This is a genomic window from Dyella sp. NPDC103356, from assembly GCF_055584465.1.
In genome coordinates this window covers 218,328-234,182 of sequence record NZ_JBVJLZ010000006.1, presented here as the reverse complement: position 1 = coordinate 234,182, position 15,855 = coordinate 218,328, and the positions used below count along the sequence as shown (strand labels likewise).

At 62.7% G+C, this 15,855-nt stretch carries 15 protein-coding genes and 1 riboswitch; of the genes, 9 read left to right on the top strand and 6 right to left on the bottom strand.

From position 1 onward, the window contains the following. Positions 1-20 precede the first annotated feature (20 nt). Positions 21-656 (top strand): response regulator transcription factor, encoded by a 636-nt coding sequence (locus ACZ6WW_RS15510; protein WP_281849100.1) that lies wholly within the window; start codon positions 21-23, stop codon positions 654-656. Between the two features lie 168 nt (positions 657-824). Here the strand turns inward: ACZ6WW_RS15510 and recN are convergent, their stop codons facing one another. Beyond that, positions 825-2,498, bottom strand: coding sequence for a DNA repair protein RecN (gene recN, locus ACZ6WW_RS15505; protein WP_465274993.1), 1,674 nt, complete (start codon positions 2,496-2,498; stop codon positions 825-827). A gap of 172 nt (positions 2,499-2,670) precedes the next feature. Here recN and hrcA point away from each other — a divergent pair, with 172 nt between their 5' ends. The 7 genes from hrcA (at position 2,671) to ACZ6WW_RS15470 (ending at position 10,464) form a co-directional block, all read left to right on the top strand. Further along, positions 2,671-3,732 (top strand): heat-inducible transcriptional repressor HrcA, encoded by a 1,062-nt coding sequence (gene hrcA / locus ACZ6WW_RS15500; RefSeq protein WP_281849098.1) that lies wholly within the window; start codon positions 2,671-2,673, stop codon positions 3,730-3,732. Between the two features lie 89 nt (positions 3,733-3,821). Beyond that, complete coding sequence (gene grpE, locus ACZ6WW_RS15495) at positions 3,822-4,355, top strand: nucleotide exchange factor GrpE (protein WP_465274992.1); 534 nt, start codon at positions 3,822-3,824, stop codon at positions 4,353-4,355. Positions 4,356-4,515: 160 nt separating this feature from the next. Further along, complete coding sequence (dnaK, locus tag ACZ6WW_RS15490) at positions 4,516-6,441, top strand: molecular chaperone DnaK (protein ID WP_465274991.1); 1,926 nt, start codon at positions 4,516-4,518, stop codon at positions 6,439-6,441. Between the two features lie 65 nt (positions 6,442-6,506). Then, positions 6,507-6,869 carry a four helix bundle protein gene (locus ACZ6WW_RS15485; RefSeq protein ID WP_465274990.1) on the top strand — a complete coding sequence of 121 codons (363 nt, stop codon included), beginning with the start codon at positions 6,507-6,509 and terminating at the stop codon, positions 6,867-6,869. Between the two features lie 79 nt (positions 6,870-6,948). Continuing rightward, on the top strand, positions 6,949-8,085 hold the full coding sequence (gene dnaJ, locus ACZ6WW_RS15480; protein WP_465274989.1) for a molecular chaperone DnaJ: 1,137 nt from the start codon (positions 6,949-6,951) through the stop codon (positions 8,083-8,085). 298 nt (positions 8,086-8,383) lie between these two features. Next, positions 8,384-9,169 (top strand): 4-hydroxy-tetrahydrodipicolinate reductase, encoded by a 786-nt coding sequence (gene dapB, locus ACZ6WW_RS15475; protein ID WP_465274988.1) that lies wholly within the window; start codon positions 8,384-8,386, stop codon positions 9,167-9,169. 46 nt (positions 9,170-9,215) lie between these two features. Beyond that, a riboswitch (yybP-ykoY riboswitch) is annotated at positions 9,216-9,369 on the top strand. A gap of 87 nt (positions 9,370-9,456) precedes the next feature. After that, on the top strand, positions 9,457-10,464 hold the full coding sequence (locus ACZ6WW_RS15470) for a sodium:calcium antiporter (RefSeq protein WP_465274987.1): 1,008 nt from the start codon (positions 9,457-9,459) through the stop codon (positions 10,462-10,464). A gap of 10 nt (positions 10,465-10,474) precedes the next feature. On the opposite strand, the gene ACZ6WW_RS15465 is transcribed toward ACZ6WW_RS15470, so the two are convergent. From ACZ6WW_RS15465 to ACZ6WW_RS15445, 5 genes are read right to left on the bottom strand one after another with little or no spacing between them, the layout of a single operon-like run. Beyond that, positions 10,475-10,840: a hypothetical protein gene (locus tag ACZ6WW_RS15465; protein ID WP_281849092.1), complete on the bottom strand. Its 366-nt coding sequence runs from the start codon at positions 10,838-10,840 to the stop codon at positions 10,475-10,477. Beyond that, a complete protein-coding gene (locus tag ACZ6WW_RS15460; protein WP_281849091.1) occupies positions 10,837-12,273 on the bottom strand; it encodes a radical SAM protein in 1,437 nt (478 codons plus the stop codon). The genes ACZ6WW_RS15465 and ACZ6WW_RS15460 overlap by 4 nt, the downstream gene beginning before the upstream one ends. Beyond that, complete coding sequence (locus tag ACZ6WW_RS15455) at positions 12,258-13,010, bottom strand: prolipoprotein diacylglyceryl transferase (protein ID WP_281849090.1); 753 nt, start codon at positions 13,008-13,010, stop codon at positions 12,258-12,260. Before ACZ6WW_RS15455 ends, ACZ6WW_RS15460 begins: the two co-directional genes overlap by 16 nt. Positions 13,011-13,021: 11 nt before the next feature. Then, positions 13,022-13,774: a tetratricopeptide repeat protein gene (locus tag ACZ6WW_RS15450; RefSeq protein WP_465274986.1), complete on the bottom strand. Its 753-nt coding sequence runs from the start codon at positions 13,772-13,774 to the stop codon at positions 13,022-13,024. A gap of 47 nt (positions 13,775-13,821) precedes the next feature. Continuing rightward, complete coding sequence (locus ACZ6WW_RS15445) at positions 13,822-14,517, bottom strand: 2OG-Fe(II) oxygenase (protein ID WP_465274985.1); 696 nt, start codon at positions 14,515-14,517, stop codon at positions 13,822-13,824. Positions 14,518-14,725: 208 nt separating this feature from the next. Between ACZ6WW_RS15445 and carA the strand changes: the two genes are divergently transcribed. Further along, entirely contained in the window at positions 14,726-15,853 is a 1,128-nt protein-coding gene (carA, locus tag ACZ6WW_RS15440; RefSeq protein ID WP_465274984.1) for a glutamine-hydrolyzing carbamoyl-phosphate synthase small subunit, read from the top strand. The last annotated feature ends 2 nt before the right edge of the window (positions 15,854-15,855 follow it).

Below are 15,855 nucleotides of genomic sequence, written 5' to 3'. Positions count from 1 at the left end.
GGCGTGCTATACATTGCCGTATGTACAGCATCGTTCTGGTCGACGACCACGCCATTGTCCGGGAAGGTTTCAAACGGCTCATCGAGATGGAGCCGGATCTCGAGGTCGTGGCCGAATGCCGGAGCGCCGACGATGCCGTCGAAGCGGTAGGGCAGAAGCGCCCGGACCTGGTGGCGCTGGATTTGTCGCTGCCCGATGGAAGCGGGCTGCCCCTGATCGAACACCTGCTTAGCGTCGCCCACGATACGCGCATCGTGGTGCTTAGCATGCACGACGGCGAACCCTATGTGTCCGAAGCGTTGCGCCGCGGTGCGAGTGGTTACGTGACCAAGGGCGTGGCGCCGGAAGAACTGGTAGCCGGCCTGCGTGCGGTGATGCAGGGCGAGACCTTCCTGAGCTCCGACCTGCGCCAGCGCCGCGCCGATCGTCCGTCCGAAGCGCTCGACCCGATCAATCGCCTGACCGCGCGCGAGCGCGAAGTGTTTCTGTTGCTGGCGGCCGGGCGTGCGCCCAAGCAGGTGGCGGCGGAATTGGGCATTGGACAGAAGACGATCTATATCCACCGTGCCAGTTTGATGGGGAAGCTTGGAGCCGGGTCGGAACTGGATCTTTATCGGATGGCGAGCGAACGGGGATTGTTGCCGCGGCGCAATTGAGCCGATGTGGGTCTTTGCGGGCGACTTCTGGGAGCCTCTAAAAACCTTTCCTATCCGTCGTCCCGGTGAAAGCCGGGACCCAGTGCCTTACACCTCAACGTGCGCAAGACGCTGGGCCCCGGCGTTCGCCGGGGCGACGATGGAAACTGAGGTTTTTCGAGAATCCCTTTAGGCCGTCTGCGCCCGCTCCAACATCTGCTTGGCATGCGCCCGCGTTTCCTTGGTGATCTCCACACCACCCAACATGCGTGCCAGCTCATCACGGCGTCCACCAGCATCGAGCTTGTCGATACGCGTCTGCGTGCTCTCGCCATCGCTGTGTTTCGACACGCGCAGATGCGCATGACCTTGCGCGGCGACCTGCGGCAGATGGGTGACGCACAGCACCTGGCGCTGACCGCCCAGGGCGCGCAGTTTCTGGCCGACCACTTCGGCCACGGCGCCGCCGATGCCGGTATCGACCTCGTCGAAAACCATGCTGCCCACGGTGTCCTTGCCCAGCGTCGCCACTTCGATAGCCAGGCTGATACGGGCCAGCTCACCACCGGAGGCGACCTTGCGCAGCGCGCGCGGGGGCTGGCCCGGGTTGGCGCTGACCAGCAGCTCGCAGCGCTCCTGGCCCTGTGCGTCGGGCTCGCCATTTCCGGTGGACTCCAGCTCCACCACCAGGCGGCCGCCGGCCATGCCCAGCTCGCCCATCAGTACGCTTACTTCCTGGCCGAGCCGAGTGGCGGCATCGGTGCGCGCCTGGCTCAATGTGCCGGCGGCCTTGAGGTAGTCGCGTTGGTGCTTCTCACGCTGGCGATCGAGCTGCTCCAGCGCTTCACCGGCACCTTCGAGCTGTGCCAGCTCCTCGCCAAGCGAGGCCGCCTTTTCGTGCAGCTCGGCCACCGGCAGGCGATGCCGCCGGGAAAGCTCATGCAGACGGGTGAGATGCGTGTCCACCTCGTTGTAGCGCTCGGGATCGAGGTCGACATCCAGCGCATAGCGGCCCAGGCCATCGGCAGCTTCGCTCAGCTCGATGCTGGCGTTATCGAGCAGCTCCAGCAGCGGCTGAAGTTTGTCGTCCAGCGCGGCGAGCTTGATCAGCTCGGCCTGCGCACGGGCCAGCCCACGGCGTAGCGACAGCTCGCTGTCGCCGTCGAGCATCTCGCTGACGCCGGATGCGCCTTCGGCCAGGCGACCGGCATTGGCCAGGCGCTTGTGGCTGGCTTCCAGTTCGGCCATTTCGCTGGCGGGCAAGGCCCATTTTTCCAGTTCGCCCACTTCGTGCCGCAGCAGCTCGATGCGCTGATCGCGATCGTCGCCGCCGCTCAACGACTGCATGCGTGCCTGCACGGCGCGCCATTGCTGGGCAGCCTCACGGACCTGGGCAAGCAGCTCATCGTGGCCGGCGTAGGCATCGAGCAGCGCCAGCTGATGGCTGCGCGACAGCAGCGCCTGGTGCTCGTGCTGACCATGGATTTCCACCAGCATCGAGGCCAGCTCGCTGAGCTGGCTGGCGTTGGCCGGGCGGCCGTTGATCCAGGCGCGCGAACTGCCCTCGGCGCGGATCACGCGGCGCAGCTGGCAGGTGCCTTCTTCGTCCAACTCCTCTTGTGCCAGCCAGGCGCGTGCGTCGGGCAGCTCGGCCAGGTCGAACTCGGCGGCCAGCTCGGCGCGGTCGCTGCCGGCACGCACCATGCCGCTATCGGCGCGGCTGCCGGCGAGCAGCATCAAGGCGTCCACCAGCAGCGACTTGCCGGCGCCGGTCTCACCGCTGACCACGGTCAGGCCCGGCCCGAAGGCGATCTCGGCTTCTTCGACAACCGCAAAATGGCGAACATAGAGGGAGGTGAGCATGGCGCGCTGTATCAGTGAGTCGGTGGATTGTACGGATTGATGGATGGGGCGGTAAGCAGGTCGTCCAGGGTGACCCGGCCTGGGTCGGCCAGGAGGTCGAAGCCTGACTTCCTTGCATTCTTCCCCCGCACACCTTATTTCTTCTCTGTCTCACGGATTGCCACAGCAGCGCATGCCCCAACTCTTCGGCCATGAATTAGATGCCCGCGCCCGCAGCTTGCTGCGCACGCTGATTGCGCAGTATCTGGTCGATGGCGAGCCAGTGGGCTCGCGCACGCTATCGCGCTCCTCGGGCCTGGATGTCAGCCCGGCCACCATCCGCAACATCATGGCCGACCTGGAAGAAGCCGGCCTGGTGGTGTCGCCGCACACCTCGGCGGGGCGTGTGCCGACGCCCCGCGGGCTGCGGCTGTTCGTCGATAGCCTGATCGAGTTGCAACCGCTGCCGCGCGAAGATATGGCGCGCCTGCGCCGCGAATTGCCGCCCGGCCCGACGACCACGCGCGATCTGCTCGGTAATGTCTCCACGCTGCTGTCGGCGATGACCCAGTTCGCCGGTGTGGTCACCGTGCCGCGCCAGGCCGATTTCCCGCTGCGCCATATCGACTTCGTGCCCTTGCCCGACAACCAGGTGCTGGTGATCCTGGTGTTCTCCGACAACCAGGTGCAGAACCGTATCGTGCGCCTGGCCAAGCAGCTCGATGCTCGGGAGCTGGAGCAGGCAGCCAATTACCTCAATACCCATTTCGCCGGCTTGCGCGTGGACGATATCCGCACGCATCTGCTGCGCGAGCTCAAAGAGGCCAGCAGCGAGCTCAACCGTCTGTTGTCCAGCACGGTGGAACTGGCCGCCGCCTCGTTTGCGCCACATAGCGAAGGCGATGATGTGCTGGTCAGTGGCCAGACCAATCTGATGTCCTATTCGGAGCTGGCCAATCTCGATCGCCTGCGCGAGCTTTTCGAGGCCTTTCAGAAGAAGAACGAGCTGCTTCAACTGATGGAAGTGTGCGCCAGGGCGCCGGGTGTCCGGCTGTTTATCGGCGAGGAATCGGGCTTTACGGCGCTGGACGGTTGCAGCGTCGTTACCGCCAGTTATGGGGCGCAAGGGCGTGTGCTTGGGGCGGTCGGTGTGATCGGTCCGACCCGAATGGCGTACGAAAGGGTCATCCCTGTGGTACAAGCCACGGCCGGGCTGCTCAGCGATGCCTTGAATCGGGCGGCAACGGCCTCATAAAGCCGTTTGGGAGGCGGGATTCACCCGCATTAAGTTTACTGGTCGGTATGCAAAATCATGCCGGCCCTGGATGAGGCTTGGAGTTTTTCATGCAGAACAACGATTCGCAGGCGCCGGAAAATACGCCGGAAGCCACCGCGGCGAGTGAAGCCATGCAGGCCGATCTCGACGCACTGAAACAGCGTGTCGCTGAATTGGAAGCAGGCAATGCGGAATTGCGCGATGGTGTATTGCGCGAGCGTGCGGAGCTGGAAAATCAGCGTCGTCGTTTGCAGCGCGATCTGGATCAGGCGCGCCGCTTTGCCAACGAAAAATTGCTCAACGAGCTGCTGCCGATCTACGACGGTCTGGAGCGCGGCTTGGCGGTGGAAAGCGGCGATATCGCTACCGTTCGCGAAGGCATCAATCTCACCCTGAAGGAACTGCTGCGCATTGCGCAGAACAACGGTCTGGTGCCGGTCGATCCGCTCGGCCAGCCGCTGGATCCGGAGCGCCATCACGCGGTGAGCATGGTCGAAGCGCCTGAGCAGGCGCCGGGTACCGTGGTGAGTGTGTTGCAGAAAGGCTATGTGCTGAACGATCGCTTGTTGCGCCCGGCGCTGGTCGCCGTCGCCAAGGATTGATCGAGCACACACGGCGCGGCCGGCACCTGAATCACCGGTGACGGTAGCGACGAACCCGGGGTTCGGAAATCTTGACGCGATTGAATCGCCAAGGCCAAGCCCCACTTAGAAACCAGTCGCGGCCGCGGGGGCCGCTTAGAAATTTTTGGAGTCAGAGCATATGGGCAAGATCATTGGTATCGATCTGGGCACGACCAATTCCTGCGTATCCGTCATGGATGGCAGCACCACCCGGGTCATCGAGAATTCGGAAGGCGATCGCACGACGCCGTCCATCGTCGCCTTTACCAAGGACGGCGAAGTCCTGGTGGGTGCGCCGGCCAAGCGCCAGGGCGTGACCAACCCGAAGAACACCTTCTACGCGGTGAAGCGCCTGATCGGCCGCAAGTTCACCGACGCGGAAGTACAGAAAGACCTGCACATCGTGCCGTACGGCATCGTCGCGCATGAGAATGGCGACGCCTGGGTGCAGACTGCCGACGGCAAGAAGATGGCGCCGCAGGAAATCTCCGCCAAGGTGCTGGCGAAGATGAAGAAGACCGCCGAAGACTATCTCGGCGAGACGGTGACCGAAGCGGTCATCACCGTGCCGGCCTACTTCAACGACAGCCAGCGCCAGGCGACCAAGGACGCCGGCCGCATTGCCGGTCTCGAGGTCAAGCGCATCATCAACGAGCCGACCGCCGCTGCGCTGGCTTACGGTCTGGACAAGAAGGGCGGTGACCGCAAGATTGCCGTGTACGACCTGGGTGGCGGTACGTTCGACGTATCGATCATCGAGATCGCCGAAGTCGACGGCGAGAAGCAGTTCGAAGTGCTGGCCACGAACGGCGACACGTTCCTGGGCGGCGAAGACTTCGACATGCGCGTCATCGATTATCTCGTCGAAGAATTCCAGAAGGACCAGGGCATCGATCTGCGCAAGGATCCGCTCGCGCTGCAGCGCCTGAAGGACGCCGCCGAGCGCGCCAAGATCGAGCTGTCGTCCTCGCACCAGACTGAGGTAAATCTGCCGTACGTCACGGCCGATGCCTCCGGTCCGAAGCATCTGAACATCAAGCTGACCCGCGCCAAGCTCGAAGCGCTGGTCGAAGATCTGGTCAAGCGCACCATCGATCCGTGCCGCACCGCGTTGAACGACGCTGGCCTGCGCGTGTCCGACGTCGACGAGGTGATCCTGGTCGGCGGTCAGACCCGTATGCCGAAGGTGCAGGAGTCGGTGAAGGATTTCTTTGGCAAGGAGCCGCGCAAGGACGTCAACCCGGACGAAGCCGTCGCTGTCGGCGCGGCCATCCAGGGCGGCGTGCTGGGCGGTTCGGTCAAGGACGTGCTGCTGCTCGACGTTACCCCGCTGTCGCTCGGTATCGAGACGATGGGTGGCGTGATGACCAAGCTGATCGAAAAGAACACCACGGTGCCGACCAAGGCCTCGCAGGTCTTCTCGACCGCCGACGACAACCAGACCGCCGTGACCGTGCATGTGCTGCAGGGTGAGCGCGACCGCGCCAGCGCGAACAAGTCGCTGGGCAAGTTCGACCTCTCCGGCATCGACGCCGCGCCGCGCGGCATGCCGCAGATCGAAGTCACCTTCGACATCGACGCCAACGGCATCCTGCACGTGTCGGCCAAGGACAAGAAGACCGGCAAGGAACAGAAGATCGAGGTCAAGGCCGGCTCGGGTCTGTCCGAGGAAGAGATTCAGCGCATGGTCGCCGACGCCGAGGCGAACAAGGAAGAAGACAAGAAATTCCACGAGCTCGTCGCCACGCGCAACAAGGCGGATCAGCTGGTTCATGCGACGCGTAGCGCGCTCAAGGAACACGGCGGCAAGATTCCGGCCGACCAGCTGAGCACGATCGAAGGTGCGTTGTCGGATCTGGAAAAGGTCAAGGACAGCGACGACAAGGGCGCGATCGAGTCGAAGATCGAGAAGCTGGAGCAGTCCGCGCAGTCGCTTTACGCGGCCGCTCAGGGCGGTGCGCAGCCGGACGCTGGCGCGCAGCCGGGCCCGGGTCCGCACGGTTCGGCTCAGCCGGACGACGTGGTCGATGCCGAGTTCACCGAAGTCAAAGACGACAAGAAGTAAGGCGGTAAATTCGCATAACGGGGCCGTTGGCCCCGTTATGCTGTAAATGGTAAACAGGGAAGAGCATGTCGCGGCCACATCACGACTTGCGGGTATGGCAGGATGCCATGCGCTTGGTTACACATCTTTACGAGATCACAGGTGAGTTTCCGAAAGACGAGCTTTTTGGTCTTGTCTCTCAGATCCGCCGAGCTGCGGTAAGCGTGCCTTCCAACATAGCTGAAGGCGCGAGTAGAGGAAGCGGGAGGGAGTTTGTCCGTTTTCTTCTTATTGCCCGAGGCTCGCTTTCCGAGCTGGATACTCAGGTGCGTATTGCTGAAAATCTAGGGTTCATTCGAGATGCCGGGTTGCTCATTTCTGAAATGGAAAGACTGCAGGTCACGCTTGGGTCTCTCATTAAAGTTCAACGGACACGTACTGCCACATGATTCGCTTCGCTCTTTCCATTGACCATTTACAGGCGGCGCAGCCGCCGGCTTCACAGGCTGCAAGCCGGACTTCCTGCCCATGAGCAAGCGTGATTACTACGAAGTCCTCGGTGTCGAACGGACGGTTACCGAGGTCGAACTGAAGAAGTCGTTTCGTCGCCTGGCGATGAAATACCACCCGGACCGTTGCCCGGACGATCCGCATGCGCAGGAGAAGTTCAAGGAAGCCAAGGAGGCTTACGAGATTCTCGCCGATGCGCAGAAGCGCCAGATGTATGACCAGTACGGCCATGCGGCGTTCGAGGGCGGGGCAGGCGGTGGTCGCGGTGGCGCCGGTGGTTTTGGCGACATGGGCGATATCTTCGGCGATATCTTCGGCGACATTTTCGGTATGGGCGGAGGCCGTGGTGGCAGTCGTTCGCGTCGTGGTGCCGATCTTCGCTACATCATGGAGCTCGATCTGGAAGAGGCCGTATTCGGCATCGAAAAGAAGATCGACGTACCGACCCAGGTCAATTGCCAGCATTGCAACGGCTCCGGTTCGGAAGACGGCAAGGTGGCGCAATGCAAGACCTGCCAGGGCCATGGCCGCGTGCGTATGCAGAACGGCATCTTCTCGATCCAGCAGGCCTGTCCGCATTGCGGCGGCAGCGGCCAGGCGATCGAAAAGCCGTGCAGGCAGTGCCGTGGCGAGGGTCGTCTGGAAGAAACACGCACCTTGTCCGTACGCATTCCGGCGGGCGTCGACAATGGCGATCGCATTCGTTTGACCGGACAGGGCGAAGCCGGTCCGGCCGGTGGTGAAGCCGGCGATCTTTATGTCGAGATGCGCGTGCGCGAGCACGAGATCTTCCAGCGTGACGGCAACGATCTGCATTGCGAATTGCCGATTCGTTTTTCGCAGGCTGCGCTTGGCGCCGAATTGCCGGTACCCACGCTCGATGGCGAAGTGCCGATTTCGATTCCGCCGGAGACGCAGACGGGTCAGCAGTTCCGCTTGCGCGGGCGCGGCGTGAAGTCGGTGCGCAGCGGGCGCGCGGGTGATCTGATCTGCCGCGTCGTGGTCGAGACGCCGGTGCGTTTGACCAAGGAGCAGCGCGACCTGCTTGCGCAGCTCGAGGCGACGTTCAACAACGGCGAAGCGCACAAGCACACGCCGCGCGAGAAGTCGTGGGTGGATGGGGTGAAGCAGTTTTGGTCGCGGGTGACGTCTTGAGGAGTGAGTGAAGAGAAGTGAGCCGTGGGTAAGTGCGCGCGTCTCCTTTTTCCGCCACATTCCTCCTGATCCGTCATTCCGGCGCAGGCCGGAATCTATTCGCTCAGTCTTCCGCCTGATTGTTAGAGTTTCGCAAGCAGAAGCGCTGAGGCGTGGATTCCGGCCTACGCCGGAATGACGATGTAGGGGAGGTCTTGGCGAGCATCATCCGAGCCGCGTTGCGGACGAGTGGCTTTGGTGTCTTTCTCCGCGTCGCCCCAGTAGCATCGGCACCCTCAACGTTCCAAGGAAACACCTCATGCCGTCCCCCATCCGCCTCGCCGTCAACGGAGCCACCGGTCGCATGGGGCAGGCATTGCTGGGATTGCTTCGTGACGACAAGCGCTTCGAGTTGTGCGCGGCGATAAGCAGCGAGCGCCATGCAGGCAAGCCCGTATTCCCCGGTAACGAAGCGCTTTCATACACCACCGCATGGCCCGAAAACCTCGACGTCGTGATCGATTTCAGCGGTCCTGCAGGTCTGGTCGCCGCGCTGGATTACTGCGAAGCGAACAAGGTCGCACTCGTCACCGGCACTACCGGCATCAATGATGAACTTGCCCGGCGTTTAAACGCAGCACCGATCGCCCACCTGCACGCCACCAACTTCAGTCTCGGCGTAGCGGTACTGACACGCCTCCTGCGCCAGGCATCGGCAGCTTTGCGCGACTGGGACCTTGAGATCGTCGAGGCGCACCACAACCGCAAGGAAGACGCACCATCGGGCACCGCGCTTTCGCTCGGCAAGGCGGCTGCGCAGGCGCGCGGCACCACCCTGGAACAGGACGCCGTGTACACCCGCGAAGGCCGCCCCGGCCCACGCAAGGCCGGCACGATCGGCTTTGCCGTCGTTCGTGGCGGCGATATCGTCGGCGAGCACAGCGCGATGCTGATCGGGCAGGGCGAGCGCGTGGAATTGGGGCATCGCGCCACCGACCGCTCCATCTTCGCCCGGGGCGCCATCGAGGCGGCCCACTGGCTTGCAGGCAAGCCCGCCGGCGCTTATGACCTGGATGCCATGCTGGCCGAGCGCAGCGGCGCTTAAAGCCTCCCAAGCTTGCCGATAGCGACGGGCGCCATTACCATGGCGCCCGTTAGTCATTGGGGAGTAGCCATCCTCGCTCCCGGAAGGCCTCACGGCTTTCCTACCCAGAGGAATCCGCGTCAACAGACTTGAAGCGCATGCTTCATGGTGCGGATGGCCCGCGATCTTGTGCTTCAGGATTGCGCCGGCCCGGCGAGACCTTTGGCCACGACTTAGCTCACCTTTAGCCGGGCGAGCGGGGTCGTTGTGCCATTGGTTTACGTTCGCTCGCCCGGCCAAGGATTCATATGCTTATCGCCTTGTTGTTCCTGCTGTCGGCCGGTGCGATCTATCTCGCCTGCGAGTATTTCGTCAACGGCGTCGAATGGTTCGGGCAAAAGCTCAGCCTCGGCGCGACCGCTACCGGTACCGTGCTTGCTGCGTTCGGTACGGCCTTGCCCGAAAGCGCGGTGACTTTTGTCGCGGTGGTATTCGGCCGCACACCCGAGCAAAAGGATATCGGCGTCGGTGCCGCGCTGGGTGGCCCGTTGGTGCTGGCAACGATTGCCTATGCGGTGGTCGGCATCGCGTTGTGGAGCAACCGAAAGCGCTTGCAGCGCAAGGATAATCTGGTTCGCGTCAACCACGGACGTCTCGCTCGCGACCAATCCTGGTTCCTGGCGATCTTCGTAGTGAAGTGCGGTTTGGGTCTGGTGGCGTTCGCGATCAAACCCTGGCTCGGTGTGCTGTTCATCGCCGCCTATGGGCTCTATGTCTGGCGCGAACTCAAGCACGACGACAGTGTGCCGGACGATGAAGATGCGCTTGAACCGCTGAAATTCCAACCACGCGCCGAAAACCCGGCGATGTCGATGATCGCCTTGCAAACCGTGCTCGCGCTGGCCGTCATCGCGATCGCCTCGCACACCTTCGTCAAGCAGATCGAGGCGATCGGTGAAGCATTTCAGCTATCGCCGCACCTTGTCGCGTTGGTGCTGAGCCCGGTCGCCACCGAACTGCCGGAAACACTCAATGCGCTTATCTGGGTACGTCAGGGCAAGGAGCGTCTGGCGTTGGCCAATATCTCCGGCGCGATGATGATCCAGGCGACCATTCCCAGTTCGCTGGCGCTGTTTGGCACGCCATGGCTGTTCGATGCGCCGCTGATGGTAGCCGGCGTGTTGACCGGTATCGCGGTGATCTTCCTGTGGTGGCTGTTCCGTCGTGGCAACGTGGACGGGCGCTTGCTGATGCCGGTTGGCTTGCTGTACGGGGTGTTTGCCGGTTATGTCGTCTGGCATTTCACGGCAGGGTGAGTTGCCCGGTTCATAGGCCGTGCAACCCGCCGCCCATCATCAACAAGCCGAAGCACGCGGCGACCAGCAACAGCACGACTGCAACGACGGAAGCCAGTCCGAGCAGCATGCCCTTGCCGGTTCGCCGCACGCCGCGCCTGATCAGTGAAATCGCCCAGACCACCACGACCAGCGGCGGAATGAACCAGCCTCCCAGGAAGAGGGGATGGGCCGATACACCGAGGCCGCCGAGTACGATCTCTCCCAGCACCATGACGACCCACGCAAGCCCGATGCCGGCGGCGAGCGAGCCTTCAATTTTGGGAGGCTCGGGCTCGATGCCTGGCTCGGGAGACAGCGGCGGTCGATAGGGATCGGGGATGCGTTCGTCGCTCATGGCATCGTGCTCTCGATGGCGCGCAATTGATCGATTTCCTGTCGTAGCGCGGCAAGTTTTTTGGCCTTGTCGTCGCGGTAGAACAGGTTGAAGGTGTCGAACGGAATGATGCGTCCGTCAGGCTGGGCGATATGCACGCAGGATTTTTTCACTGCGCGCAGATCGAAACCGTGGGCATCGATGAACTGCATGATCAGCACGCGAAAGACGTTACGGTAGGACAGATCGGCCGGTGCCTGCACCTGTGGCAGACAGCACAGCAGGTCCGACAGCGAACAGGCCTGCGACTCGGGCGAGTGATTGGTCGCAAACAGCTCGAACACGTGCGCGCGCAGCTCTTCGTCGCGCTCGACCACGATCGTATTGCGACCCTTGCTGACCAGTGTTTCCGGCGATACGAAACGAGTCAGCGGCAGTATCTGGTCGCCGAGTTTCAGTGCGTAGGCCATGGCCAGGCAATCGGGATTGCATGGCACGGGAATCAGGTCGTCCGGTTGAAACAGCGTGCTTTGTTCGAGAATGCGGCGGCGCACTTCGCTCAAGGTCAGGCGGTTGTGCTCGACGTCATAGCCTTCCAGCCGTCCGGCGGCCTGGATCGGCTGGAACGTTACGCCGCGCACGCAGGGTTGGGTCAGTGCGAAATCGATGATCTCGCCGAGTTCGCCGTCGTTGAGTCCTTTCTTGACCGTCACGACCAGCGTGGTTGAGATGTCATGGCGGTTGAGGTGTTCCAGCGCCTTGAGCCGCACGTCGCGCAGCTTGGCGCCGCGCAGGTCCTTGTGTACTTCGTCGCGCAACGAATCGAACTGCAGGTACAGCTCGAAGCCTGGCTGATACTCGGCGAGACGTGCGGCGAAATCGGGTTCCTTGGCGATGCGCAGCCCGTTGGTATTGACCATCAGATGGCGAATCGGCCGTTGCCGCGCGGCATCGAGAATGGCAAAGAAATCCGGATGCAAGGTCGGTTCGCCACCGGAAAGCTGCACCACGTCCGGCTCGCCTTCGTTGGCTACGACCGCGTCGAGCATGCGTTCGACCGTGGCCAGATCACGAAACCCCGGTCGGTGCGGGCCGCTTTCGGCGTAGCAGATGGGACAGCGCAGATTGCAGTGATCGGTAATCTCGACCAGGGTCAGACACGAATGCTGCATGTGTTCCGGACACAGGCCGCAATCGTACGGACAGCCATAGTGCTGCGGCGTATTGAAACGCTGCGGAAGCTCTGGCGGCTTGATGTAGAGCTCGCGACACTGGCGGTAGTAGGCAGCATCGTCGGCGACCAGAACGCGTTCGCGGCCATGATGCGGGCACCATTTTTCGAGATAGACGCGCTCGTCCTTGATCAGGATTTTCGCTTCCACCCGGCGCAGGCAGGTGCTGCAGATGGAAATGGCGCTGTCGTAAAACAGATACGGCCTTACCTTGGCTCCCATACCTTGCTTCGTCCCCTGAGCAAAAGCCGCGCAATTGGCGGTATGTCCCGATGGTAGTAGAGCAGGCCGGCCACGCACAGTAGCTGCAAGCCGGAGACATGCCCTGGGTAGGTGTAGAAAACCGGCTTGATGAATTCCACCAGCAGGCGGAAACCGAGATAGCCGATCATGAAGGCGCGGAAGCGGTCGCCAGGTCGTTCGAAGGCGGCGCGACGGGCGTGGATCCACGCGTACTGCACGAGCAGAAACGCGATCTCGTAGAGCTGAGTAGGATGCCTTGCGATGCCGTCCCCAAAATCCACGCCCCACGGCAAGGTGGTGGCAATGCCATAGGTGTGATCGTTCAAGCCGGCCAGATAGCAGCCAACGCGCCCGATGCACATACCCACCGTCAATGGCAGCACGAAAGCGTCGCCGGTGGATTGCCGCACGCCGGCGATCTTCTTGCACAGCTCCACACCGAGAAGGCCGCCCAGCAGTGCGCCGATGATGGACTTGCCTTCGAGCAGATGGCGCAGGTCGGGAAAGTTCTGGAACGCGGTCAGCGGGTCGTCCAGCCAGTACGACAGCTTCGCGCCCAGGGCCGCGCCGACGATCGCGCCGACGCCGACCCAGGCCACTTCGTCCTCGTGCGCAAAGGCCGAGGGGGCCAGACGCTTGCGTGTCCAAAGGAAGGTACGAAAACCGACCGCATATGCCAGTATCTCGAACACCGTGTGCAGGACGACGGGTGTCATCGCGGGTGGCTTTACGACTCGCCGATCTGGGCCAGTTCGAGCTTGGCCGCTTTCAGCCAGGCCTGCTCTTTGCGGCGGTAGTAGCCAGGCATCGCCTTTGCGCGGCGCAGCTGCGATTGCAAAACGTCACGGGCTTCTTCGGCGCGTTGCACTTGCCGCAACAACCGCGCGTAGCGATAGCGACCTTCCTCACCCGGATAGCTGTCGGCGAGGACGTGATATTCCTCCAGCGCCTTATCCGTTTCGCCGACTTCTTCCAGGCAGCGCGCGTAGAGCAGATGCCCGTCGGGCGAGCGGAATGTCGGGTTGGCGGCGATCAGGCGTTCCAGCGTGTCGCGTGCGGCGACAAAGTCGTTGTTGCCTGCTTGCGATTGCGCCAGTCCAAGCATGAAGTTGGGATCGGTTTCGTACATGCCCGACAGCAAGCTTTGGTACAGCTCCTGCGCGTTGACATAGTCGCCCACTTGCAGGCTTTCCTCGGCAAGCCTGCGGCGATTTTCGACCGTATTGGCAATATCGAGCTTGCGCTGCAGCTCGCGGCGGCGACGCTTCGGGTCGATCGCTTGTAATGCCTTGCTGGTCACTTGACGTCCACGTGGATCGTGGCGCATGTCCGGAATGACCGCGACGAGTATGTAGACGGCGACGGCGAGATACGAGCCGATCAGCAGCAGCCAAATCCAGTACAGCGGGCGACCGCTGCGCACGACATGCACGGCGCAGCCGAGCTGCAACAGCACCGAAACGATAAAAACGAGGGACATGCCTTTTCCCCAAAAGAAGCACGCGTCAATGCGTGAAGCTTAACCGATCAGTCGCGATGCGCCGCGCTGCGATCGCGGTCGGAGCCGAGCTTGCGGTCCAGCGAGCCGAACATCCGCTTGAAGACGCGGGAGAACTTGCCGCGCTTGGTCTTGCGCAGTTTCTCCTCTTCGCTGGTCAGCCAGGCCACCTGGATCACCCGGCGCTCGCCCTCGAACGGCAGATGGCCGTGGAAGGAGTTGTCGCAGCGCTTGAACACCGCGAACTCACCGTAGAGCGGGGTGAGTTCCGGGGCGACCATATCGTCGATATCGTCGATCTTGCTCAGAAACCGCAGGCAGCCGTCGCTGGTGTCCGGCCATTGCGTGTTGAGGTAGAGCAGGGCGGTGGCCACCTTGGACTTGCTGTCGGTGTGGATCGTGCCGTGGCGCTTGTTGAGCGAGCGACACAGGGTCACCAGGGTCGGATACTGGCCCAGATTCTCGATGCCCAGCCGGCGGCCGACGGCGCTGGCAAATTCCGGGGTGGTCAGGTTCTGCACCAGGGTGTTGACCGTGGGGCCGCAGTCGCTGGAGTCGTAGGGGAAGAAGCCGGCGCTCGCGTAGCGCGGGAAATCGCGCTCGATGTCGTTACGGGCATCGTCCGGCAGCTGGCCGTGCGCAATCATGAAGGGGAACGGCTCCAGCCGAATATCCGTGTCCGGGCGGTCAAGGCGGGCAGGATCGAGCAGGACGGCGGCATTCATGACGGTCAATCTCCTAGAGTCGCGCTAGTGTAGCGCCGCATATGAATTTGCAAGGGGTCTTCTGGCAACGCATTCACGCTTTATCCGGTGGACAGAAAGGCCTCCTGCACCTATCATTTCGACCCGCCCTGAGACTTTCCATTACCAAGGTCCTCAAGCCAGCTATAGCGCGGCTTGCGGACTTTGCTGCACCTAAAAGGCGGCCTCCATGCCTATTCCCGCTCTGCTTGCCCTCGAAGACGGCAGCGTATTTCACGGCCACACCGTGGGCGCTACCGGTGAAACCGTCGGCGAGGTGGTTTTCAACACCGCGATGACCGGCTACCAGGAGATCCTCACCGATCCCTCCTATGCCCGCCAAATCGTGACCCTGACATATCCCCATATCGGTAATACCGGCGTGAACGCCGAGGATGCCGAGTCCGACGCGGTGCACGCCGCCGGCCTGATCGTGCGCGACGTGCCGCGCCTTGCCAGCAACTGGCGCAGCACGATGAGCCTGCCCGAGTACCTGAAAAAGCACGGGATCGTGGCCATTGCCGGCATCGATACCCGCCGCCTGACCCGCATCCTGCGCGACAAGGGCGCCCTGAACGGCTGCATCGTGGCCGGCGCGGAGATCGACGTCGACGCGGCGCTGGCCAAGGCGCGCGCCTTTCCTGGCCTCAACGGCATGGACCTGGCCAAGGTGGTCAGCGTCAGCAAGAGCTACAGCTGGAACGAGGGCGTCTACGACCTCGACAGCACCAGCTTCAATCAGCCGTCCAAACGCTTCAAGGTCGTGGCCTACGATTACGGCGTGAAGCTCAATATCTTGCGCCTGCTGGCCGAGCAGGGTTGCGACATCACGGTGGTACCGGCGCAGACGCCTGCCGCCGAGGTGCTGGCGATGAAGCCGGACGGCGTGTTCCTCTCCAATGGCCCGGGCGACCCGGCCGCCTGCGATTACGCGGTGGCTGCCACGCGCGAGCTGCTCGACGCCAGGATTCCGCTGTTCGGCATCTGCCTGGGCCACCAGATCATGGGCCTGGCCCTGGGCGCCAAGACGCTGAAGATGAAGTTCGGCCACCACGGCGCCAACCATCCGGTGAAAGACCTGGATGACGGCCGGGTGCTGATCACCTCGCAGAACCACGGCTTTGCGGTCGACCCGGCCACGCTGCCGGCCAATGTGCGCATCACGCACAGCTCGCTGTTCGATGGTTCGCTGCAAGGTTTTGCGCTGACCGACCGCCCGGCGTTCTGCTTCCAGGGTCACCCGGAAGCCAGTCCCGGCCCCCACGACATCGGTTATCTGTTCGACCGGTTTGCCAAACTGATGCAGGAGGCCCGCTAACG

Coding starts and splice junctions, on each gene's coding strand:
- ACZ6WW_RS15510 (WP_281849100.1), top strand. CDS start 21: ATGTACAGCATCGTTCTGGTCGACGACCACGCCATTGTCCGGGAAGGT.
- recN (WP_465274993.1), bottom strand. CDS start 2,498: ATGCTCACCTCCCTCTATGTTCGCCATTTTGCGGTTGTCGAAGAAGCC.
- hrcA (WP_281849098.1), top strand. CDS start 2,671: ATGCCCCAACTCTTCGGCCATGAATTAGATGCCCGCGCCCGCAGCTTG.
- grpE (WP_465274992.1), top strand. CDS start 3,822: ATGCAGAACAACGATTCGCAGGCGCCGGAAAATACGCCGGAAGCCACC.
- dnaK (WP_465274991.1), top strand. CDS start 4,516: ATGGGCAAGATCATTGGTATCGATCTGGGCACGACCAATTCCTGCGTA.
- ACZ6WW_RS15485 (WP_465274990.1), top strand. CDS start 6,507: ATGTCGCGGCCACATCACGACTTGCGGGTATGGCAGGATGCCATGCGC.
- dnaJ (WP_465274989.1), top strand. CDS start 6,949: ATGAGCAAGCGTGATTACTACGAAGTCCTCGGTGTCGAACGGACGGTT.
- dapB (WP_465274988.1), top strand. CDS start 8,384: ATGCCGTCCCCCATCCGCCTCGCCGTCAACGGAGCCACCGGTCGCATG.
- ACZ6WW_RS15470 (WP_465274987.1), top strand. CDS start 9,457: ATGCTTATCGCCTTGTTGTTCCTGCTGTCGGCCGGTGCGATCTATCTC.
- ACZ6WW_RS15465 (WP_281849092.1), bottom strand. CDS start 10,840: ATGAGCGACGAACGCATCCCCGATCCCTATCGACCGCCGCTGTCTCCC.
- ACZ6WW_RS15460 (WP_281849091.1), bottom strand. CDS start 12,273: ATGGGAGCCAAGGTAAGGCCGTATCTGTTTTACGACAGCGCCATTTCC.
- ACZ6WW_RS15455 (WP_281849090.1), bottom strand. CDS start 13,010: ATGACACCCGTCGTCCTGCACACGGTGTTCGAGATACTGGCATATGCG.
- ACZ6WW_RS15450 (WP_465274986.1), bottom strand. CDS start 13,774: ATGTCCCTCGTTTTTATCGTTTCGGTGCTGTTGCAGCTCGGCTGCGCC.
- ACZ6WW_RS15445 (WP_465274985.1), bottom strand. CDS start 14,517: ATGAATGCCGCCGTCCTGCTCGATCCTGCCCGCCTTGACCGCCCGGAC.
- carA (WP_465274984.1), top strand. CDS start 14,726: ATGCCTATTCCCGCTCTGCTTGCCCTCGAAGACGGCAGCGTATTTCAC.